This window comes from Ruegeria spongiae (assembly GCF_023502395.1).
Taxonomy (GTDB): domain Bacteria; phylum Pseudomonadota; class Alphaproteobacteria; order Rhodobacterales; family Rhodobacteraceae; genus Ruegeria_C; species Ruegeria_C spongiae.
Window position 1 is genome coordinate 92,097 of record NZ_JAMFMB010000008.1, and the last position, 18,881, is coordinate 110,977.

An 18,881-nucleotide genomic window follows, 5' to 3' on the forward strand; every position below is an offset into this window, starting at 1 on the left:
AGGTGGCCGGATCAGGCCGGAACTGGAAAGAAATCAAGGGTGACAAGCATCAGGCCCAGCACGATCCAGGCGATCTGGATCAGCCAGAACAGGATCGGGTCCTCGCCGCGTGTCACGTCGGAAATCAGGAAGGCATGGCCCGAGCGGAAGTTCGGGATCGTCCAGTAGAGGAACAGAAGCCCCCAGAGCGACTGATAGCCCAACGCCGTAGCGATCATCAGCGCCGCGAAGGTCAAGTAGTTGAGAGAACGGGCCTGCGTCATGACCCACCGTCCAATCCTTCCAGCAGCTTATGCGCGATGGTTTGCGCGGTTTGGGTCCAGCCTTGCGGCATATCCAATGGCGCAAGAGACGCCACATTCAGATAAAGCGCTACGATGCCATGGGCCGCGGCATTGACGGCGTGATCGTCGGCTTGCGGGTTGTCTTGACGCAGAACTCTGGCGATTGCCGCCTCGAACCCCAGCAGGGACTCGCGACAAGCGGTGCGCAGGTCCGCGTCTTCGGCAGCACGTGCCGTCAGCGCCGCGAAGGCCAGCACCATGTCCGGTGACGACCCGGTCGTGTCTGCAAACAGATATTCCACCAAGGCCGCTGCGGGCGCGTCCCCGGGCAAGGCGGCGATCAACGCCTCGGTCTGTTCGGCAAAGCTGTGCAGAACATGATCCTGCAGCGCCGCGATCATGTCTTCCCGGTTGCCCAGATGATGCCGGATCAATGGCCGGGTCAGCCCGGCCTCGGCCGCAATCTGGGTCAGAGAGGCGCCCTCCAACCCAAAGCGCGCCACACATCGAACCAATGCCTGCATCACTTGCGCATAGCGTTCATCACGGTTTGAAGGACGCCCAGCCATCTCAGTTCCAGTATTTCAGCCGCAACGTCGACCCAGCCGTCTCACCGTTGGCGACAGCCGCGTCCTCGAATTTTGACGGCAGACCACGGCGGCCCATAGCGGCAAAGGCATAGCCCTCGGTCGGCACCTCGCCATTCATACCCAGATCGCCGTCCAGATCTTCGTCATGCAGGGCGGCAAAGGCATAAGTTCCGTGGGGCAGGTCGTGAAAGGTGACCGAAACCTTCGTGCCGGCAGCCGGAATTTGGGCCAGCGCGACAGCTTTGCTCACGTCCATCGCCTCAAAGGCGGCGGCCTGATCAAAGGCCGCCACGATCACCGCGCCATCCCCATTGCGAATCCCGTCAACGGTTACCGAAAGCGGCGCGGTTTCAACTGCTTGGGCGAAGGCTGCGCACCCGGCAGCAGCGGCAAGAGCCGTGAGTGAGTGGAGTTTGAAAGATCGCATCAAGTCACCTTAAGTTGTCAACCATGACAGCATTTAGGCATACACATATTGATTGTCAATAGCGACAGTTTATTGCTTGAAAGGCACGCACTGCACCAGCACACCTAGCTGGCTGCCGCTGTCACGGAAGCATCGCAGCGCTCTGCCATTTTTTGGGGATGAAAGGTCAGCCCCTCGAACAAAATCTGCGCCCAGTGCAAGGCTCCGGAGGTCAGCAGGAACACCTCGGGTATGATCACCCATTCTCCGATCCATGCGCCGCCGGACCTTTCGTGTTCATGCAAGGTGAACTCTCCGATCTGTTCGGCTTTCTGTCGACCAAGACGGGAAACCGCTTCCATGAACTCAGAGGCGCGCTGATTGCGTTTGTGGTGCATGGACGAGGACGCGCCCTTGCCGTTTGCGGGCTTCTCCGAAGCTTCGGCAATATCGGATGACGACAACAGATTCACGTTGTGGGCGATCTTGCAGAGTGTGGCGCACAGGGCACCCAAAGCAGTCACTACATCTGCAATACCGTCCCGCGCATTTTGCCAATGGGGCGCGACAACACCAAGCCCGAGCCGTGCCGCAATTGCGGCTTTGACCCGTTCTCCTGACCCGTCCTCATAGCCACGCAGATCACCCACCGGGCCGCCGACCTGAACGTTAAGACCACGGTTGGCCGCCTGTTCCAAGGCCTCAACGCGCCGTACCAGTTCCGAACGCCACACAGCCAGTTTGGTTGTCAGTTGCATGGGGACAGCGTGCTGTCCATTCGTGCGCCCGATTAGCATGGTCGACGGGTGGGCGCGCATATGGCTGTCCAGCAGACCGATCAATTGACCCGTGCAGGTCCCTATATCGGTCAGGCCGAGGTTCATCTGCATGACCATCGCGGTGTCCATGATGTCCTGCGTGGTCGCCTTGTGGTGCACGTGGCATCCATGCTCTCCCACCAGTGCCCGAAGCTGTTTCACCAGTCCAACGATGGGCCGCCCGACAAGCACCATCTCGGCGGCCAGCGCGTCTATGTCCAGATCAGAGATGCTGACCGTTTCGACGGCGGCCGCCGCATCCGATGGGATCAGAGCCAGATCGGCCTGACAGCGGGCAAGGGTCTGTTCGACTTTCAGCCAGGCGGAGAGGGTTGCGTGTTCGGACCAGATCATCCGCATCTCTGCGGAAGAGAAGCAGTTTCGGTAGATACGGTAGTCAAGCATCGCCCAGCCCTCCCTCGGCGATCCGGCGTTCTTTCATGATCGATCGGATGCGAAAGCCCATGGCGGCAAGTCCGAGCAGCAGGAAACCGGCGGCGATGGGGCGTTCAACGAAGATCAGCGCGCCGCCATCGGACATCAGCAAGGACTGACGGAATGTTTCCTCGGCCCCTTTGGCCAGCACGAACGAGATCACGAAGGCCGCGACATTGAAGTCGAACTTGCGCATCAGCCAGCCGACGAACCCGGCCACAGTCATGACGGTGACGTCGAACATCGACCCTCGGGCGGAATATGCAGCGACAAAGGCGGTCAGGAAGATCAACGGGTACAACACGTTCACCGGAACTTTCAGGATCAGGCGCGCGACCTGCGTGGCGCCGAAATAGCCGATGATCCCATAGGCGAAGATACCCAGCATCCCGCAGGCAAAGAGTTGATAGACCAGTTCCTTGTCCGTGAGGAACAGGGTGGGGCCGACCTGAATGCCGTGGATCAGAAAGACTCCAAGCAGGATGGCTCCGATGGTCGAGCCCGGGATGCCGAGGGTCAGAAGCGGTGCCATCGACGGGCCTGAAACCGCGTTGTTGGCGGCCTCGGGCGCGGCAACGCCTTCCAAAGCGCCCTTGCCCCATTGTTCGGGGTTCTTGGCGCGCCGCTTGCCCTCGCCGTAGGAGATGAACGCCGCGATGGCAGAGCCGAGCCCCGGCAGAACGCCGATACCGGCACCGATGAACCCGCCCCGGATGGCATGCGGAATGCAGGGTTTGTATTCCTCGTACGTGAGGGTGTGACCGCTTGGATCGCTTTCGTTTTCCCTGACCTCGCCCTTGGCTTTCTTACGTTCTTCGAGTTGCGCAAAAACCTCGCCCAGAACGAAAACACCAATCATCAAAGGCACCAGTCCGATGCCGTTGGACAATTCGAATGACCCGAATGTGTAGCGTTCCTCGCTCGAGATCGGGTCGAGGCCGACCATCGCCACAAGGATGCCGAGCAGGGCCGAGATCAGGCCTTTGGTGATGGATTTGCCGATCACCGACCCGATCACAACGAAAGCCGCGAAATAGATGGCGAAAGTCTCGGGCGGGCCAAGCTTCAACGCGATGGAGGCGATGAATCCGACGCCGACCACAAGCATGATGTCACCCATGAAGTCGCCGATGACCGACGAGATCGTCGCCACCTTCATCGCCTTTCCGGCCTTGCCGGCGCGGGCCAGCGGATAGCCGTCGATCTGCGTTGCAGCACTTGCCGCCGTTCCCGGCGTGTTGAACAGGATCGCGGCAACCGAACCGCCGTAACGCCCGGATTTTCCGATCACGTATAGAAATGCCAGCGCAAAAAGGGGTGGCATGTAGAACGTGATGGGCAGCAGCATCGCAATGGCGGCGGATGCGGTCAGCCCGGGCGTGGCACCAACGATCATGCCGACAGCGGCAGCCAGGACGATGGCGAACAGAAGCGTCGGATCGGTGATGACCGACAGCAGGGCGGGAAAGATCTCCATGGAATTTACCCCCGGAACCAGTCGAGCAGGTCGAACACTTCGCCATAAGGCGGGAAGACACCGAGCAGCTCGAAGAAAATGATGTGGAAGATAAGCGGGCAGGCGATCACGGATACAGCCAGCCCGATCCAGTTGCGGACGCCGAAGATATAAAGGACCACCGGCGCAACGATGGCCGTGGGCAGGACATAGCCAAACCATCGGAAGGATTGCTGATAGATCAGTGCAATTGCAAACAGGACCAGGATATCCAGGGTACCAGTGTCACCTCCTTCGGCGAGATCGTGTCCTGTATCCGAGGCGCGCAACCCACCCAGCAGGAGTAAGCCTGACAGTGCCAGCAAGGCAACCGAGGCTGCGAAAGGCACAATCCCAGCCCACGTGTCGCCGGGGCTTGCAGCTGGCACCTGCCAGGCACCCCAGATCGCGGCTAAAGACAAAAAGGCGAGTACGATTCCTTCGACCACATCCCGCATGGCGTCCTCCCTGGGAAATAAGTGCGATGAGTTGGGTTGGCCGGGGTCTGAAACCGGCCCACCCATCATTCGGTTCAGTTGTTCAGGTTCTGAACCAACGGCGCGGCATCCGCTTGCATCGCGTTCAATGCGGCCCTTGCATCAGCCCCGTTGGCAAAGATCGGCCCGGTGCCGCGTTCGGCCAAAAGCTCTGCAAACTCGGGTTTTGCGGCGATCTCGGCCAGCGCCGTTTCCATGGCAGAAATGACCTCGGCCGGTGTTCCCTTGGGCGCGAATACGATCACCGGCGACGAAACAGCAGCGAAGGGAACGCCCAATTCTCCGAAGGACGGAACATCGGACATGATGGTATCACGGTCGGCACTGTTGACGGCCAAGGCGCGCAGCTGCTCTTCAAAGCCCCGAAGCTGCTGAACACCGAGGAACCCGAAATCGGCCTGTTCACCGATCAGCGCGGCGCGGGTCGGGCCGCCACCCTTGAAGGGGACATCCTGCGCCTCGATCCCATTGTTGGCCAGAAATCCCAGACCGCCCACGTGATGGAACCCGCCCCGACCGGAATGGGCCCAACGCAGCGAACCGGGGTCGGCTTTTGCCGCGTCAATGACATCTTGCACGGACTGATAGGGGCTGTTGACCGGCACCATCAGCGAGGTACGCAACTGACCGACCTGCGCGACGAAGTCGAAGCTGTCCAGCGCGTCGATCTTGGTGTCGCGTGTCATGGTCGAAAGCAGGAATGATCCCCCCGAGGTCATCATCATCGTGTATCCGTCGGGCCGGGCCCCGACCACGGCATTGGCGCCGTTGAGGCCACCCGAACCGGGCTTGTTCACGACGACGACCGGCACGTCCAACACACCTTCTGCGGCGGCGGAGATCGCGCGCGCATAGGCGTCAGTTCCGCCCCCGGCTTTATAAGGCACGACCAGGTTGATGGGGCGTTTGGGCCAATCAGCCGCGTAACCGGTGGCCGTCGTCGCAACCAGCGCAGCTGCCGCCGTTATTGCACCAAGGAATGCTCTGCGTTTCATTTGGGCTCCTCCAAAATAGTGACGCAGCCTTTCTAGCAGGTGATGAGATTGTGGTTTCTGCAAATATAGCATCTAATGATGCAAAATAGTAAAGAGTCGTGACCATGAACATCAAAGCTCTTCGGGCCTTTCGTCATGTCTTTTCCGAAGGCTCTGTTGCCGCGGCTTCCGAAGTCATGCATCTAAGTCAGCCTGCCATCAGCAGATTGATCGGCGGTTTGGAGGCCGCGCTGAAGCTCAAGCTCTTCGATCGCAGCGGGCGCAGCCTCTCTCCTACGACTGAGGGGATCGCATTCTACCGGGAAGCCGGTCGCATCCTCGACAATCTCGACGAGATTCCCCGGATTGCAGGGGAAATCCGGGCAGGTCGAACCGAGAGCCTCAGAATCGTGACGATGCCAAGGATCGCCCAGTTCCTGTCGGCCCCTGCCGTCGCGCAATTCATCCAAGACCAGCCAGACGTCAACGTGACCCTCGATGTGCGGGCCCGTCGCGAGGCGGGAAAATGGCTGGCCGGGCAGGAATATGATATCGGCATCGCAGCCCTGCCGGTCAGCCATCCGGATATTCGGACGGCTCCTCTTGTCCGTGTCAGGGCCTTGGTGCTTCTGCCTAAAAGCCATCCATTGTCAGACGCGGATCATGTGACCGCCGATCAGCTCGCCAATGACACGATCATCCGTCTGATGCACGGGCTGCTGCTGCGCGATCAACTTGACGACACGTTCAACTCGGTCGGCGTGACACCGCACAAAACGCACGAAGTGTCATCGTCGCAATTGGCCTGTGCTCTGGTCGCCGAGGGCGCGGGGATCACGATTGCAGACGAGATGGTCGCCCATCAATTCCGCGACCGGATCGCTGCAGTTCCCATTGAGCCCGAGAGGTGGATGACATTTGGCTTGTTGTTGCCGAAGACCCACAAGCCCAACGAAGCGGCAGATCGATTCAGAGAAATCCTGTCCTGGCATGTCGAGCGGGTATGCGCATCGAGCGACACAATGCAAAATTTGGGCCCAAGGCGAAAGGGTTGAACAGCCCATGCTGTCACCACTTCAGATAAAGGCGCAGGCGGTCCCTATTGCCGTCTACTTTCAGAAATCCAGATCGGCGTAATGGGCGGGCGGGCGGAAACCGGGGATCTGATCGGCCAGGATTGACCGGAAGGCGGGACGCGATTTGATCTTGGCGTACCAGTCCTTGACCGGCTGGCTGCGGTGCCAGTCCACATCCGAGATATAATCCAGCGACGACAGATGTGCAGCGGCGGCAAAATCGGCCAGTGACATGGCGTCGCCAGCCAGCCAGCGGCGGTGATCCAGCAACCAGGTCATGTAGTCGAGGTGATATTTGATCGCCTTGGCACCATCCTTGACATTGCGGCTGTCGGGATAGCCTGCCTTGGTGACTTTCTTGTTTACCCGTTCATAAAGCAGTTTGGCGGTCACCTCGTGATGAAACTTGTCGTCGAACCAGTTGATCAGCCGCCGGACCTCATAGCGGCCCTCGGCGGTTTTTGGCATCAACGGCGGTTCCGGGCGGGTTTCCTCGATGTACTCGCAGATCGCCGCACTTTCAGCCATCATCCGGCCATCCAGTTTCAGCACCGGAACCTTGCCCGCCGGGTTGCGACGCATGAAATCGGGATCACGCTCCCAATAGCGCTCTTCGATCAGCTCGACCTCAATCTTCTTTTCCGCCAGCGACAGGCGGACTTTCCGACAAAAGGGCGAGAGGGGAACATGAAACAGACGCGCCATGATATTCCAATTTCAAAGATAACAGGGTGGTCCAGAGATGCCTTGCCGCGAAGAGTTTTTCAATCCTCGAAACACACGGCGCGCCCGTCTGCGCGAATCGTGGCCGCCCCATCCATGATCGAGGCGGTGCGGCGGCGCACAAAACTGGTCGGCTTCGAGGCTGAACGTGTCTTGGGCGCGGGCAGCACTGCCGCGATCCGCGCGGCCTGCAGCGGGGTCAAATCCTGCGCATCTACCTTGAAATAGGCTTGCGCCGCCGCCTGCACACCGAACACGCCCTCATCCATCTCGGCCACATTCAAATAGACCTCGACGATACGCTGCTTTGACCAGATCGCCTCGACCGCGGGTGTGAGCGCGGTTTCCATCGCCTTGCGGACCCAGCTGCGGCCCTGCCAGAGAAAGACGTTCTTGACCACTTGCTGCGACAGGGTCGAGGCGCCCCGGGTGCTGCCATCTTCAATCGCGTCCCGGATTGCCTCGACGTCGAAGCCCCAGTGCTGGCAGAAATTGGCATCTTCGGCGGCCACGACCGAGCGGGCCATGACCGGTGAGATTTGTTCGAACGCCACCCATTCGCGATCCACGGACCCCAGCCGCCGCCATTCCGACCAGATCGTGTGGGTGACGGGCGGGTTCACGAAGGCAAAGAGAAAGATCAACGCCGTGACCAGCGCGACCACGATAAGACAGCCACGAACCACATAAGACCCCAGTCGCTTGAGGAGGGGTTTGCGTGTTTTCTGGCGCGATTTGCTCGATTTTTTGCCTGACTTGCGGGCTGCCTGTTTCGCCATGAGGGATGTATAGGCGAGCGCCGCGTGTCTGCAAAGATGATCTTGCAGAAGGAGAGCTTGTTTCACACTTGATGGAACAGAACACCTATGTGCGAGAGCGGCACCCAAGAATTGCGCAAGCTGGCCTTCGACCCGAGGTTTTGAGCGACGGCAATGCGGGACTTAGCGAGCTTTCGCTGCGGCTGCGCGAAGGTCGGTTATGCGTTCCGATACCATAACGATGGGCAAGAGTTTGCAGCAGTTTGTTGACCTACAGCGCGACTGCGTTCAGGAGCTGGATTCCGCTTCTTTTTCTTCCATGTCTGATGAGGCCGCGATGCGGACGATTTCAAATCGCCCCAGCAAACTCACGCTAATGTAGATGGCAGCGCAGATCAGTAGAAAACCCACGAAATTAGGTTCGTAGGTTTCCCTAGCTTCACGGTATATGTTTAGTCCATCGACATTTCTAAGAAGAGCAAATCCAAAGTTGCCGACTAAAAGAAATGTTGGCAAAGCCAGCAAGAAGAACCTCCTGAGACGTCGCTCGCCAGTCAAATAGAGCAGTGAGCCGCAGCCACCGCACTTGAGGAAGTCAGTCCGATTGTATCCGCGATGAGGATTGGTTGAAGCCATCTTTCTTGGTGATTGCGAGCGACCACATTCCGGGCATTTAATCCCCACAGCCTTTGACCAAAGAGTTGGAAACTCACCAATTCTTGGTTTGCTTATTTTGGGTGGGTTACGAAGACGCCGTGCCAATGGTCTAAAACGAGCTTTCTTGCAAATTCCAGAAACTCAGCCGGTATAACAGTGGCTGATGACTGTCGAGGCCTATCTCATAAAGCAGCCGTTCGAACAATGCGCAGCATTTGTGATTTTGGGCTCATTGCCGCCATTCACCTCTCTTTGTGGGTTGGAGATTCTCCCGCAAACAACCCCGGCAGTCTGTTATGCCGAGAACCGGACTCTCATCAATCCAAAGAAAAAGGGCCGCCGGATGGCAGCCCTCGATACCACGTGCTGAAGGATATCAGCCGTTCACGCTGTCTTTCAGCGCTTTTGCGATGGTCATCTTGACAACCTTGTCGGCTTCTTTGGTGAAGGTTTCACCAGTGGCCGGGTTGCGGACCTGACGCTCGGGGCGTTCGCGGCAGTAGATCTTGCCGACGCCCGGCAGGGTCACGGCGCCACCGCCCGACACTTCGCGGGTGATCAGGCCGGTGATGGCCTCCAGCGCGGCGCCGGCGGATTTCTTGTCAGTACCCATTTCTTCAGCAAGTGCTGTGACGAGCTGGGTTTTGGTCATAGGCTTTGCCATTTCTTGGTCTCCTTACAGTGCCCGAACTCTTGGGCCTCACTGCGTAACAATAACGGCATCTAGTGGGACAACACAACGAATAGTAGCGTAGAAAACCATAAAAACAGGCGAATTCTGGGGCTTTTTTGCATCACAGAAAGGCTGTTTCGTCAAATGAGCGCAATTTCCGGCTGTGCAGACGCTCCAGAGGCATCCCGCGCACCATTTCCATGGCCCGGATTCCGATCGCCAGATGGCGTTGAACCTGGGTCGTATAGAACTCTGACGCCATGCCGGGCAACTTCAATTCGCCATGCAACGGTTTGTCGGACACACAGAGCAGCGTGCCATAGGGCACCCGGAACCGATAGCCGTTTGCGGCGATGGTGGCGCTTTCCATATCCAGTGCGATGGCGCGGGACTGGCTAAGCCGCTGCACCGGGCCGGATTGATCGCGAAGCTCCCAGTTGCGGTTGTCGATCGTGGCCACAGTGCCGGTGCGCATGATGCGTTTCAGGTCGTAGCCCTCAAGCTGGGTGACCTCGGCCACCGCCTGTTCCAGCGCGATCTGAACCTCGGCCAGTGCTGGGATCGGAACCCAGACCGGCAGGTCGTCATCCAGCACGTGATCCTCGCGCAGATAACCATGCGCCAGCACGAAATCGCCCAGTGCCTGCGTATTGCGCAAGCCCGCGCAGTGACCGACCATCAGCCAGGCATGCGGGCGCAGCACAGCGATGTGATCGGTAGCGGTTTTTGCATTCGAGGGCCCGACGCCGATATTGACCAGCGTGACCCCCGCCCCGTCCGGGCGTTTCAGGTGATAGGTCGGCATCTGCGGCAGTTTCGCGACCTGTTCCAGCGGTTCGTCGGCCTGCGTGATCTCGGTGTTCCCGGTGCTGACGAAGCTGGTATACCCGCTGTCCGGGTCCGCAAGCTGTGCCCGCGCATAAGCCTCGAACTCGGACACATAGAACTGGTAGTTGGTGAACAGAACGTGGTTCTGGAAATGCTCGGCATCGGTCGCTGTGTAATGGGCCAGCCGCGCCAGCGAGTAGTCGACCCGCTGCGCGGTGAACAATGCCAGCGGGCCGGTGCCGTCGGGCGCAGCATAGGTGCCGTTTACGATGTCGTCATTGGTGGTCGCCAGATCCGGCACATCGAACACGTCGCGCAGGGTAAAGCCAGCGGCGCCTTCCTGCGGCACCACCATATCGGATCGGTTGGCAACCGCGAAATGAACCGGCATTGGCGTGTCCGAACTGCCGATGGTCACGGGTTGCCCGTGATTGCGGATCAGCAGACCGATCTGCTGCGTCAGGTAAGACCGGAACAGGTCCGGTCGGGTGATCGACGTGGCATGCGTGCCGGGATGCGAGACATGACCATAGCTGAGCCGGCTGTCCACCTGCGCATAGCTGCGGGTCCTGATGCGGATCTCGGGGTAAAAGGCGCGATGGTGAATGCCGGTCGCGCCATTGCGCATCACATCGGCAAAGCGTTCGCACAGGAAAGTGGTCGCCAGATCGTATAGCTCCTCCAGCCGTTGCACGGCGGCGGCGGGGTCGGTGAATTCTTCGGGCTTGGGGGCGTCCGGTGTTATTGTTCTTGTCATCTGGTCGCTTTCAGGGGGTCTTCGGCTTGCCTGTCAACTCGCGCGTTCTGATCCCGGAGGGCGCGGCGCAAACGGGCGCGTGCGTCGAACGGGATCGGAACAGGGGTGCGGCAAGACAGGTCTGCATAAGCTACACTTTCCCAAAGCCCCGACCTGCGCAACCCCCACACCGGGCGCGTCACCAAAGTTTCACGGTGCCAGATCGTGCTTGACCAGTGCAGGGTGCGTGATGAGGGTGGGGATATGGACTATGACACGATAGATGCTGACGGGTTCGGACGGTCGCTGCGCGGTATCGGCCTGAACCTTCTTGTGCGCGACGTGAAAGCGGAATGCGCCTTTTTAGAGACCGTTTTTGGCATGGCCTCCCATCAGGTAACCGCCGATTTTGCCATCGTCACCTATGGCAATCAGGTGTTTCAGCTGCATAGCGACGGCACCTATCATGCGCACCCGCTGCTCGGGCTTTTGCCGGAATCTCCGCCGCGCGGTGCGGGGGTGGAGATTCACCTGTATGACAGCGATCCTGACGCGGCGACCCGCCGGGCCGAGGCGCAGGGCGCGATGGTGCTGCAACCCCCCGCCGACAAACCGCATGGCCTGCGCGAGGCCTATATCCTGTGCGAAAACGGCTATGCCTGGGTGCCGAGCCGCCCCAAGGATTGATCTTTCACCCAGCTTCCGCAGCGATTTCCTGGCGTATCCAATCGGCGAAAGCAAGTGCGCCCGGCGTTTCTTCGGCTTGTGGCGAAAGCAGCAGGTAATAGGCCTCGGGCATTGGTTCGCGGTGTTCAAACGGGGTAACAAGGCGGCCCTCGTCGATCAGGTGCCGGACGATCGTGTCATGGGCGATGCATAGACCTCCGCCTGCCATGGCAACCGACAGGCTGACCAGATAGGTGGTGGCATAGGTGATGGGCGGGTCGGGCCAGGGCAGCCCGCTCGCCTCGGCCCAGCTTGCCCAGTTCGACAGCAGATTTGAACAATCATACAGCGGCTGATCCGCCAGGGTATCCAGCGTCACCGGATAGCCCGGCGCACAGACCGGATAATAGTGATCGGTGCGCAGCAACTCGGTGCGCACGGTATCGGCCGGGCGCAGGGAATACCTGATCTCGACCGAGGCACCCTCGGCCATTTCGCGTGGCTCCCACAACTCGGTGAAGATGTTCAGCCGGACCTGCGGGTGGCGGGCGCGAAAATCGGGCAGGCGCGGGGCCAGCCAATTGGCCGCGAAGGTGATGTTGCTCTGCACCTGCACCGTGTTGTGCTGATCGCCGGTGACCGCGCGGGTTCCTTGCAGCAAAGTGCGAAACGCCTCGCGCACCACGGGCAGATAGGTAATGCCTGCTTCGGTCAGTTCCAGCGCGCGCGGCCTGCGGTGAAACAGCGGCTGGCCCAGATACCCTTCCAGCGATTTGATCTGCTGGCTGACCGCGCTTTGGGTCATGTTCAGATCGCGCGCGGCGCCGGTAAAAGACAGGTGTCGGGCCGCCGCCTCGAACGTGCGCAGCCAGCCGAGCGGGGGGAGGGCGGTCTTCATCGCATAATCTTGCCATAAGTTTTGCTACTGCCATAGGTTCGATTTTTTCGTTGGTCAAACCTGTGCGCCGCGGTCAGGCTTTCTGACAAGACAGGGAGAACCGACATGAGCGTTACCAATCTGCGACCAAACATGGATCATTGGCCCGAGCGCGTGGATCTGGCCGCCGCATTCCGCTGGACCGTGCGGCTGAACATGCATGAGGGCGTGGCCAACCATTTCAGCCTTGCGGTGAACGAGGACGGCACACAATTCCTGATGAACCCCAACCAGATGCATTTCGGACGCATCCGAGCCTCGGACCTGCTGCTGCTGGATGCCAATGATCCCGAGACGATGGCGCTGCCCGGCGCGCCGGACCCGACCGCCTGGGGGCTGCACGGGTCGATCCACCGCCACTGCCCACATGCACGCTGCGTGATGCATGTGCATTCGATCTTTGCCACTGTTCTGGCTTCGATGGCCGACAGTTCCCTGCCGCCGATCGACCAGAATACCGCTACCTTCTATAACCGTTACGTGGTGGATGAGGAATTTGGTGGGCTGGCCTTCGAAAGCGAAGGCGAACGCTGTGCCTCGATGCTCGGCGATCCGAAAAAGCAGGTCATGATCATGGGCAATCATGGCGTGCTGGTGATCGGGCGCGACGTGGCAGACGCCTTTAACAGGCTCTACTATTTCGAACGCGCGGCAGAAACCTATATCCGTGCGCTGCAAACCGGTCAGACGCTGCGCGTGCTGTCCGACGAGATTGCCGAGAAGACCGCGCAAGAGCTGGAGGATTATCCCAATCAGGCCGAGGCGCATCTGCGCGAGATCAAGGCCATCCTTGATAGCGAAAGCTCCACCTACGCGAGTTGACCGCCATGACGGGCACGCCACAGCAAGAAGAGATGAGCCGCGAGTGGAACTACCACCCGGACTTGCCGCTGCATAACCCCTCGATCTTTCGCTGGCCACTTGATCCCGATTTTCTGGCGCGCTGGCTGGTCAAGAACTGGCTGACGCTCAGCGAGCGCGTACTGATGCTGGCCCTGGCCGTTGCGCTTTGGGCGTTCTTCTATCCGTCGCTCGAAACTGCCCGCACATTTGCGTTCGGTTGGGTCTTTAAGGTCTGGCTGGTGAATTTCGCGATGATCTTTGCCGTCTCGGGCGGGCTGCACTGGTATTTCTACATGCGCAAGGCGCAAGGCAAAAAGCTCAGGTTCGAACGGCGCGCGATGGGTACGAAGAACAAGCTGTGGGATTTCAACGATCAGGTGCATGACAACATGTTCTGGTCGCTGGGGTCAGGCGTGCTGCAGCTGACCGGGTTTCAGGTTGTGACCATGTGGATGATGGCCAACGGCTATGCGCCCGTGATCACCTTTGCCGAGCATCCGATCTGGTTCGTGCTGTGGTTGATCCTGCTGCCGATCTGGTCGGCCTTTCATTTCTACTGGGTGCATCGACTGCTGCATCAGCCCTTCCTTTACGCCCGCGTCCACTCCTTGCATCACCGCAACGTCAATATCGGCCCGTGGTCAGGATTTTCGATGCATCCTATCGAGCATCTGCTGTATCTCACCACGCTGTGCATTCATTGGATTGTACCCAGCCACCCCATTCACCTCTATTTCCATATCGTGTTTCAGGGGCCGGGCGCGGCGATGACCCACACCGGCTATGAGGACCTGCTGATCAGGGACAAGCGGAGGCTGGCGCTGGGCACGTTCTATCATCAACTGCACCACCGCTACTACGAGTGCAATTACGGCAATCAGGAAATGCCCTGGGACCGCTGGTTCGGCACCTTCCACAATGGCTCGCCCGAAGCCACTGCCGAAACCCGCGCCCGCAAGAAGCGGATGTTTGGCTGAATAGCATTATTAGTGCCTAATCTTGCGCATCTCGCTCGGCGATTGACCAAACTCGCCGCCAAATGCCCGAGTCATGGCGCTGGCATTCTCATAACCCGCGCGCACAGCAATCTCGGACACCGGCAGATCGGTTTCGCCGACCAGTTTGCGTGCCAGATTCAGCCGCATCCGGCGATAGACCTGCGCCGGTCCTGCGCCCAGTTCGGCCTTCATGCGCGTCTCAAGCGCTTTCTGCGTCAGCTGCGCTGCGTCGGCGATGACCGGGATCGACAAAGGGTGCTCCAGATTGGCCTGCATCGCGGCCAACGCCCGATTGACCGGCCCACTGGTGCCGCTGCCCGCATGAGACCGCGCCGAGTCGCGGGTCATGAACAGCTGCGCCACTTCCAGCGCCAGCGCCTGCCCGTGATCACGCCCGATCAGATGCATGACCAGATCAAAAGCCGCCATCGCGCCGGAACAGGTGATGCGGTTACCATCAATCACAAAGCGCTCGCGCAGCACGGCGGTCTCCGGAAACCGCTCGGCGAAACCGGTCAGTTCTTCCCAGTGAATGGTGGCCTTGCAATCGCTCAGCAGGCCCGCCTCGGCCAATAGCCAGCTGCCCGTGTCCAGACCGGCCAGCACGGAATACCGGCCTGCCGCGCTGCGTAGGGCCGCCCCGATGGGCCAGTTCAGGTAGTTCCGAAACCCGTATGACGGCATCACCATCAGCATATCGCCGCCCTCATCGCGCAACCGCGCATGCGGCGCGACGCGCAACCCGCTGGAGGAGGTCACCGGTCCGGCATCCAATGACAGGAACCGCCACTCATAAAGCGGCTTGCCCGACAGCATGTTCGCCGCGCGCAACGGCTCGATACTGTTCGCCAGACAATGGTTGGAAAAGCCATCAAACAGCAGAACACCGAAAGATTGACAACGTGGTGATGATTTTTGCCATTCCTGCATGGAAAACGTCTAACTCTGCATGATGCCAACAGCAAGACACGCGACCATCCCCTAAACGGATTTTCGGAGCGTGTTATGCAGTTTGGCCTGAGTGACGAGCAGGAAATGATCGTCTCGACCGTCCGCAGCTTTGTGGAAAACGAGATTTACCCGCATGAGGCCGAGGTCGAACGCACCGGACAGGTGCCCCACGCGCTCGGCGAGGCGATCAAGCAGAAAGTCATCGATCTGGGCTTTTACGCCTGCAATTTCCCCGAAGAGGTCGGCGGTGCCGGGCTGAGTCATCTGGATTTCACGCTGGTGGAACGCGAGCTGGGCCGCGGGTCGATGGCGCTGACGCATTTCTTTGGCCGCCCGCAGAACATCCTGATGGCCTGCAACAGTGAACAGCGCGACCGCTACCTGCTGCCCGCCGTGCGGGGCGAGCGGATGGATGCGCTTGCCATGACCGAACCCGATGCAGGATCGGATGTGCGCGGCATGAAATGTCAGGCGCAGCGCGATGGTGGTGACTGGGTGATCAACGGCTCGAAACACTTCATCTCGGGGGCGGAGCACGCCGATTTCTTCATCGTCTTCATCGCCACCGGGGTGGATGAGACTCCCAAAGGGCCAAAAAAACGGATCACCACATTCCTTGTGGATCGTGGCACGCCTGGGTTCGAGGTGCGCGAGGGGTATAACTCTGTCAGCCACAAGGGCTACAAGAACTACATCCTCTATTTCGACAATTGCCGACTGCCGGACGCGCAGGTTTTGGGCGAGGTCGATGGTGGCTTTGCGGTGATGAATAAGTGGCTCTACGCAACGCGATTGACGGTTGCGGCCTTCAGCGTGGGACGGGCGCGGCGCTGTTTCGATTATGCGCTGAACTATGCCGCCGAGCGCAAGCAGTTCGGCCAACCCATCGGCAAGTTTCAGGGCGTGGGTTTCCAGATCGCCGACATGATCACCGAAATTGACGCGGCGGACTGGCTGACGCTGGCCGCCGCCTGGCGGCTGGATCAGGACCTGCCCTCGAACCGAGAGATCGCCTCGGCCAAGCTTTACGCCTCGGAAGCGCTGGCGCGGGTGACCGACACGACATTGCAGATCTTCGGTGGCATGGGATTGATGGATGATTTCCCGATCGAACGGTTCTGGCGCGATGCGCGGGTCGAGCGGATCTGGGATGGTACCTCGGAAATTCAACGCCACATTATCAGCCGCGATCTGTTGCGGCCTCTGGGGGCATAATGGCCAAACCAAACATCCGCATCACCTATTGCACCGGCTGCAACTGGATGCTGCGCGCGTCCTGGATGGCGCAGGAACTGCTCTCGACTTTCGGTGATGATCTGGGTTCGGTCACGCTGATCCCCGACGCCTCGGGCGGTGCGTTCGAGATCAGCGTCGATGACCACCTGCTGTGGAAGCGCAAGCGCGATGGCGGCTTCCCGGATGCGCGCGAGCTTAAGTCTCGCCTGCGCGACAGGATCGCACCCGAGCGCGATCTGGGTCACCTCGACAGGACCTAGAGGCGGAGATGGTGCGCGACCTGTCCCGTTTGCTCAACCCGTCCTCGATTGCGGTGATCGGCGGCGGTGCGTGGTGCGCGTCGATCGTCGAGGCTGCCCGCCGGATCGGTTTCGAGGGCGATGTCTTTCCCGTGCATCCTTCGGGCAAAGAGATTGCGGGGTTGCCCTCCTATCGCCGGATTGAAGACTATCCTGGCCCGATTGATGCGGCCTTTGTGGGTGTCAATCGCCACGCGACGATCGACATCGTGAGTGCGCTCAACGCGCGCGGTGCGGGGGGTGCCATCTGTTTCGCATCCGGCTTTACCGAAGCGGTGGCGGAAGATCGGTCGGGTTCCGACCTGCAATCCGCGCTGGTCAAGGCTGCGGGAGGCATGCCGATCCTCGGGCCGAATTGCTATGGCTTCGTCAACGCGCTGGATCGTGTGGCCATTTGGCCCGACCAGCACGGGATGCAGCCGGTGGATCGGGGCGTCGCGATCCTGACCCAAAGTTCGAACATCGCGATCAACCTGACCATGCAGAAACGCGGGTTGCCGCTGGCTTATATGGTCACGGCGGGCAATCAGGCGCAGACCGGATTGGCCGAGATGGCCACGGCGTTGCTGGAAGACGACCGGGTGACCGCGCTGGGCCTGCATATCGAAGGTTTCGGTGATCTGCGCGGGTTCGAGGCGATGGCCGCACGCGCGGTGGAATTGGGCAAACCCGTTGTGGCGCTCAAGGTTGGAAAGTCGGCGCAGGCGCGTGCCGCGACGGTGTCCCACACAGCGTCGCTGGCAGGTGGTGATGCGGGGGCGGCGGCTTTGCTGGCGCGTCTTGGTATCCCGCGCCTGAACTCTCTGCCCGAGTTTCTGGAAACGTTGAAGCTGCTGCACGTGACCGGCTGGCTGCCCTCTAATACCATCGCGACCATCAGTTGCTCGGGGGGCGAGGCGAGCCTTGCCGCTGACAGTGCGCTTGGCCGCGATCTGGTGTTCCCGCCGCTCAACGACCGTCAGCGCTGCGATCTACGGGCCGCGCTTGGGCCAATGGTGGCGCTGGCCAATCCGCTGGATTATCACACCTATGTCTGGCGCGACGTCCCGGCAATGACGGCAGCCTTTGCGGCGATGCTGGACCCCGGTCTGGCGATGACGCTGCTGGTCGTGGACTTCCCTCGCGATGATCGCTGCTCGGCTCGGGACTGGGACTGTGCCATCGAGGCGGTGATCGGCGCGCAGGGTCGGAGCGGCCTGCCGATTGCCATGGTGGCGACCCTGCCCGAGCTGATGCCCGAGGAGGTTGCCGAACGCCTGAGAGCGCATGAAATCGTCGCGTTTCACGGGTTGGATGAGGCGCTCGCCGCGTGCGAGGCTGCCAGCCGTCCGCGCCCGACAAAACCTGCGCCTATCCTGCTGCCCGGCCCGGCGCGGGACGTGGTCCTGATCCCCGAAGCCGAGGCCAAGCATCGGCTGGCACAGCACGGGTTGCGCGTGCCGGGATCAGAACGCTGTGATAGTGCGGCCGCCACAATACTAGCCGCAGAACGCATTGGCTTTCCGGTAGTTCTGAAGGGCGAAGGCGTGGCGCATAAGACCGAAGCGGGCGCCGTGGCACTGAACCTCGGAGCCCCCGATGCGGTTGCAGAAACCGCAGCCCAGATGCCCGCCACGCGCTTTCTGGTCGAGGAAATGATCACCGGAGGCGTTGCCGAACTGCTGGTTGGTGTGCTGCGCGACCCGGCGCATGGCTTTGTCCTGACGCTGGCGGCGGGCGGTGTGCTGACCGAGCTGCTGCAAGACAGCGTGACACTGCTTCTGCCTGCAAGTGACGACATGATTGTGGCAGCGCTGGACAGGTTGTGCATCAGCCAGGTGATCGCAGGCTATCGCGGGCAGGCAGGTGCTGATAAACAGGCTCTGATACAGGCAATTCACGCGATTTGTGAGTATGTCGAGTGCCACCAGAATGATCTGGAAGAGATCGAGGTCAATCCGTTGATCTGCACGCCGGACGATGCAGTAGCGGCGGATATTTTGCTGCGGCAGAAGGAGTGAA

Annotated in this window: 21 protein-coding genes; 7 read left to right on the top strand and 14 right to left on the bottom strand. The window is 60.3% G+C overall.

The genetic code is table 11. From position 1 onward, the window contains the following. Positions 1-11: 11 nt before the first annotated feature. From M3P21_RS08375 to M3P21_RS08405, 7 genes are all read right to left on the bottom strand, one after another. Complete coding sequence (locus M3P21_RS08375; protein ID WP_249708930.1) at positions 12-263, bottom strand: hypothetical protein; 252 nt, start codon at positions 261-263, stop codon at positions 12-14. Then, positions 260-853: a TetR/AcrR family transcriptional regulator gene (locus M3P21_RS08380; RefSeq protein WP_249708931.1), complete on the bottom strand. Its 594-nt coding sequence runs from the start codon at positions 851-853 to the stop codon at positions 260-262. Before M3P21_RS08380 ends, M3P21_RS08375 begins: the two co-directional genes overlap by 4 nt. A gap of 1 nt (position 854) precedes the next feature. After that, positions 855-1,301: a DUF2141 domain-containing protein gene (locus M3P21_RS08385; protein ID WP_249708932.1), complete on the bottom strand. Its 447-nt coding sequence runs from the start codon at positions 1,299-1,301 to the stop codon at positions 855-857. Between the two features lie 104 nt (positions 1,302-1,405). Beyond that, positions 1,406-2,503, bottom strand: coding sequence for a lyase family protein (locus M3P21_RS08390; RefSeq protein ID WP_249708933.1), 1,098 nt, complete (start codon positions 2,501-2,503; stop codon positions 1,406-1,408). Then, the gene (locus M3P21_RS08395; RefSeq protein WP_249708934.1) at positions 2,496-4,010 is read right to left on the bottom strand and encodes a tripartite tricarboxylate transporter permease; all 1,515 of its coding nucleotides are present in this window, start codon (positions 4,008-4,010) and stop codon (positions 2,496-2,498) included. Before M3P21_RS08395 ends, M3P21_RS08390 begins: the two co-directional genes overlap by 8 nt. 5 nt (positions 4,011-4,015) lie before the next feature. Continuing rightward, positions 4,016-4,486, bottom strand: a complete 471-nt coding sequence (locus M3P21_RS08400) for a tripartite tricarboxylate transporter TctB family protein (RefSeq protein WP_249708935.1) — start codon at positions 4,484-4,486, stop codon at positions 4,016-4,018. 74 nt (positions 4,487-4,560) lie between these two features. Next, positions 4,561-5,520: a tripartite tricarboxylate transporter substrate binding protein gene (locus M3P21_RS08405; protein ID WP_249708936.1), complete on the bottom strand. Its 960-nt coding sequence runs from the start codon at positions 5,518-5,520 to the stop codon at positions 4,561-4,563. Between the two features lie 104 nt (positions 5,521-5,624). Between M3P21_RS08405 and M3P21_RS08410 the strand changes: the two genes are divergently transcribed. Next, complete coding sequence (locus M3P21_RS08410) at positions 5,625-6,554, top strand: LysR family transcriptional regulator (protein ID WP_249708937.1); 930 nt, start codon at positions 5,625-5,627, stop codon at positions 6,552-6,554. Between the two features lie 60 nt (positions 6,555-6,614). Here the strand turns inward: M3P21_RS08410 and fzlA are convergent, their stop codons facing one another. From fzlA to M3P21_RS08435, 5 genes are all read right to left on the bottom strand, one after another. Continuing rightward, positions 6,615-7,280 (bottom strand): FtsZ-binding protein FzlA, encoded by a 666-nt coding sequence (gene fzlA, locus M3P21_RS08415; RefSeq protein ID WP_249708938.1) that lies wholly within the window; start codon positions 7,278-7,280, stop codon positions 6,615-6,617. A gap of 59 nt (positions 7,281-7,339) precedes the next feature. Further along, entirely contained in the window at positions 7,340-8,077 is a 738-nt protein-coding gene (mtgA, locus tag M3P21_RS08420; protein WP_249708939.1) for a monofunctional biosynthetic peptidoglycan transglycosylase, read from the bottom strand. Between the two features lie 267 nt (positions 8,078-8,344). Continuing rightward, positions 8,345-8,581 carry a hypothetical protein gene (locus tag M3P21_RS08425; protein ID WP_249708940.1) on the bottom strand — a complete coding sequence of 79 codons (237 nt, stop codon included), beginning with the start codon at positions 8,579-8,581 and terminating at the stop codon, positions 8,345-8,347. 508 nt (positions 8,582-9,089) lie between these two features. Beyond that, positions 9,090-9,377 carry an HU family DNA-binding protein gene (locus M3P21_RS08430; RefSeq protein ID WP_249708941.1) on the bottom strand — a complete coding sequence of 96 codons (288 nt, stop codon included), beginning with the start codon at positions 9,375-9,377 and terminating at the stop codon, positions 9,090-9,092. A 130-nt stretch (positions 9,378-9,507) separates the two neighbouring features. Then, a complete protein-coding gene (locus M3P21_RS08435; RefSeq protein ID WP_249708942.1) occupies positions 9,508-10,971 on the bottom strand; it encodes an AMP nucleosidase in 1,464 nt (487 codons plus the stop codon). A 243-nt stretch (positions 10,972-11,214) separates the two neighbouring features. Between M3P21_RS08435 and M3P21_RS08440 the strand changes: the two genes are divergently transcribed. Beyond that, positions 11,215-11,637 carry a VOC family protein gene (locus M3P21_RS08440; protein ID WP_249708943.1) on the top strand — a complete coding sequence of 141 codons (423 nt, stop codon included), beginning with the start codon at positions 11,215-11,217 and terminating at the stop codon, positions 11,635-11,637. Positions 11,638-11,641: 4 nt separating this feature from the next. Here M3P21_RS08440 and M3P21_RS08445 read toward each other — a convergent pair whose 3' ends face one another. Further along, entirely contained in the window at positions 11,642-12,514 is an 873-nt protein-coding gene (locus tag M3P21_RS08445) for a LysR substrate-binding domain-containing protein (protein WP_249708944.1), read from the bottom strand. Between the two features lie 105 nt (positions 12,515-12,619). Here M3P21_RS08445 and M3P21_RS08450 point away from each other — a divergent pair, with 105 nt between their 5' ends. Both M3P21_RS08450 and M3P21_RS08455 read left to right on the top strand, forming a co-directional pair. Next, positions 12,620-13,375: a class II aldolase and adducin N-terminal domain-containing protein gene (locus tag M3P21_RS08450; RefSeq protein ID WP_249708945.1), complete on the top strand. Its 756-nt coding sequence runs from the start codon at positions 12,620-12,622 to the stop codon at positions 13,373-13,375. A gap of 5 nt (positions 13,376-13,380) precedes the next feature. Beyond that, the gene (locus M3P21_RS08455; protein WP_249708946.1) at positions 13,381-14,373 is read left to right on the top strand and encodes a sterol desaturase family protein; all 993 of its coding nucleotides are present in this window, start codon (positions 13,381-13,383) and stop codon (positions 14,371-14,373) included. Positions 14,374-14,382: 9 nt separating this feature from the next. On the opposite strand, the gene M3P21_RS08460 is transcribed toward M3P21_RS08455, so the two are convergent. Continuing rightward, positions 14,383-15,225 (bottom strand): GlxA family transcriptional regulator, encoded by an 843-nt coding sequence (locus tag M3P21_RS08460; RefSeq protein ID WP_373319978.1) that lies wholly within the window; start codon positions 15,223-15,225, stop codon positions 14,383-14,385. Positions 15,226-15,399: 174 nt separating this feature from the next. Here M3P21_RS08460 and M3P21_RS08465 point away from each other — a divergent pair, with 174 nt between their 5' ends. Genes M3P21_RS08465 through M3P21_RS08475 form a run of 3 tightly spaced genes read left to right on the top strand, consistent with a single transcriptional unit; the run spans position 15,400 to position 18,880 of the window. Beyond that, on the top strand, positions 15,400-16,560 hold the full coding sequence (locus tag M3P21_RS08465; RefSeq protein ID WP_249708948.1) for an acyl-CoA dehydrogenase family protein: 1,161 nt from the start codon (positions 15,400-15,402) through the stop codon (positions 16,558-16,560). Beyond that, positions 16,560-16,841: an Rdx family protein gene (locus M3P21_RS08470; protein ID WP_249708949.1), complete on the top strand. Its 282-nt coding sequence runs from the start codon at positions 16,560-16,562 to the stop codon at positions 16,839-16,841. Before M3P21_RS08465 ends, M3P21_RS08470 begins: the two co-directional genes overlap by 1 nt. Positions 16,842-16,849: 8 nt before the next feature. Further along, a complete protein-coding gene (locus M3P21_RS08475) occupies positions 16,850-18,880 on the top strand; it encodes an acetate--CoA ligase family protein (protein ID WP_249708950.1) in 2,031 nt (676 codons plus the stop codon). Position 18,881: the final 1 nt, after the last annotated feature.

What these genes read in the sequence shown, in the direction of transcription:
- M3P21_RS08435 (WP_249708942.1), bottom strand. Translation starts at nt 10,971, where the DNA reads ATGACAAGAACAATAACACCGGACGCCCCCAAGCCCGAAGAATTCACC.
- M3P21_RS08440 (WP_249708943.1), top strand. Translation starts at nt 11,215, where the DNA reads ATGGACTATGACACGATAGATGCTGACGGGTTCGGACGGTCGCTGCGC.
- M3P21_RS08410 (WP_249708937.1), top strand. Translation starts at nt 5,625, where the DNA reads ATGAACATCAAAGCTCTTCGGGCCTTTCGTCATGTCTTTTCCGAAGGC.
- M3P21_RS08450 (WP_249708945.1), top strand. Translation starts at nt 12,620, where the DNA reads ATGAGCGTTACCAATCTGCGACCAAACATGGATCATTGGCCCGAGCGC.
- M3P21_RS08380 (WP_249708931.1), bottom strand. Translation starts at nt 853, where the DNA reads ATGGCTGGGCGTCCTTCAAACCGTGATGAACGCTATGCGCAAGTGATG.
- M3P21_RS08465 (WP_249708948.1), top strand. Translation starts at nt 15,400, where the DNA reads ATGCAGTTTGGCCTGAGTGACGAGCAGGAAATGATCGTCTCGACCGTC.
- M3P21_RS08385 (WP_249708932.1), bottom strand. Translation starts at nt 1,301, where the DNA reads ATGCGATCTTTCAAACTCCACTCACTCACGGCTCTTGCCGCTGCTGCC.
- M3P21_RS08470 (WP_249708949.1), top strand. Translation starts at nt 16,560, where the DNA reads ATGGCCAAACCAAACATCCGCATCACCTATTGCACCGGCTGCAACTGG.
- M3P21_RS08455 (WP_249708946.1), top strand. Translation starts at nt 13,381, where the DNA reads ATGACGGGCACGCCACAGCAAGAAGAGATGAGCCGCGAGTGGAACTAC.
- fzlA (WP_249708938.1), bottom strand. Translation starts at nt 7,280, where the DNA reads ATGGCGCGTCTGTTTCATGTTCCCCTCTCGCCCTTTTGTCGGAAAGTC.
- M3P21_RS08390 (WP_249708933.1), bottom strand. Translation starts at nt 2,503, where the DNA reads ATGCTTGACTACCGTATCTACCGAAACTGCTTCTCTTCCGCAGAGATG.
- M3P21_RS08400 (WP_249708935.1), bottom strand. Translation starts at nt 4,486, where the DNA reads ATGCGGGATGTGGTCGAAGGAATCGTACTCGCCTTTTTGTCTTTAGCC.
- M3P21_RS08395 (WP_249708934.1), bottom strand. Translation starts at nt 4,010, where the DNA reads ATGGAGATCTTTCCCGCCCTGCTGTCGGTCATCACCGATCCGACGCTT.
- M3P21_RS08405 (WP_249708936.1), bottom strand. Translation starts at nt 5,520, where the DNA reads ATGAAACGCAGAGCATTCCTTGGTGCAATAACGGCGGCAGCTGCGCTG.
- mtgA (WP_249708939.1), bottom strand. Translation starts at nt 8,077, where the DNA reads ATGGCGAAACAGGCAGCCCGCAAGTCAGGCAAAAAATCGAGCAAATCG.
- M3P21_RS08375 (WP_249708930.1), bottom strand. Translation starts at nt 263, where the DNA reads ATGACGCAGGCCCGTTCTCTCAACTACTTGACCTTCGCGGCGCTGATG.
- M3P21_RS08430 (WP_249708941.1), bottom strand. Translation starts at nt 9,377, where the DNA reads ATGGCAAAGCCTATGACCAAAACCCAGCTCGTCACAGCACTTGCTGAA.
- M3P21_RS08475 (WP_249708950.1), top strand. Translation starts at nt 16,850, where the DNA reads ATGGTGCGCGACCTGTCCCGTTTGCTCAACCCGTCCTCGATTGCGGTG.
- M3P21_RS08445 (WP_249708944.1), bottom strand. Translation starts at nt 12,514, where the DNA reads ATGAAGACCGCCCTCCCCCCGCTCGGCTGGCTGCGCACGTTCGAGGCG.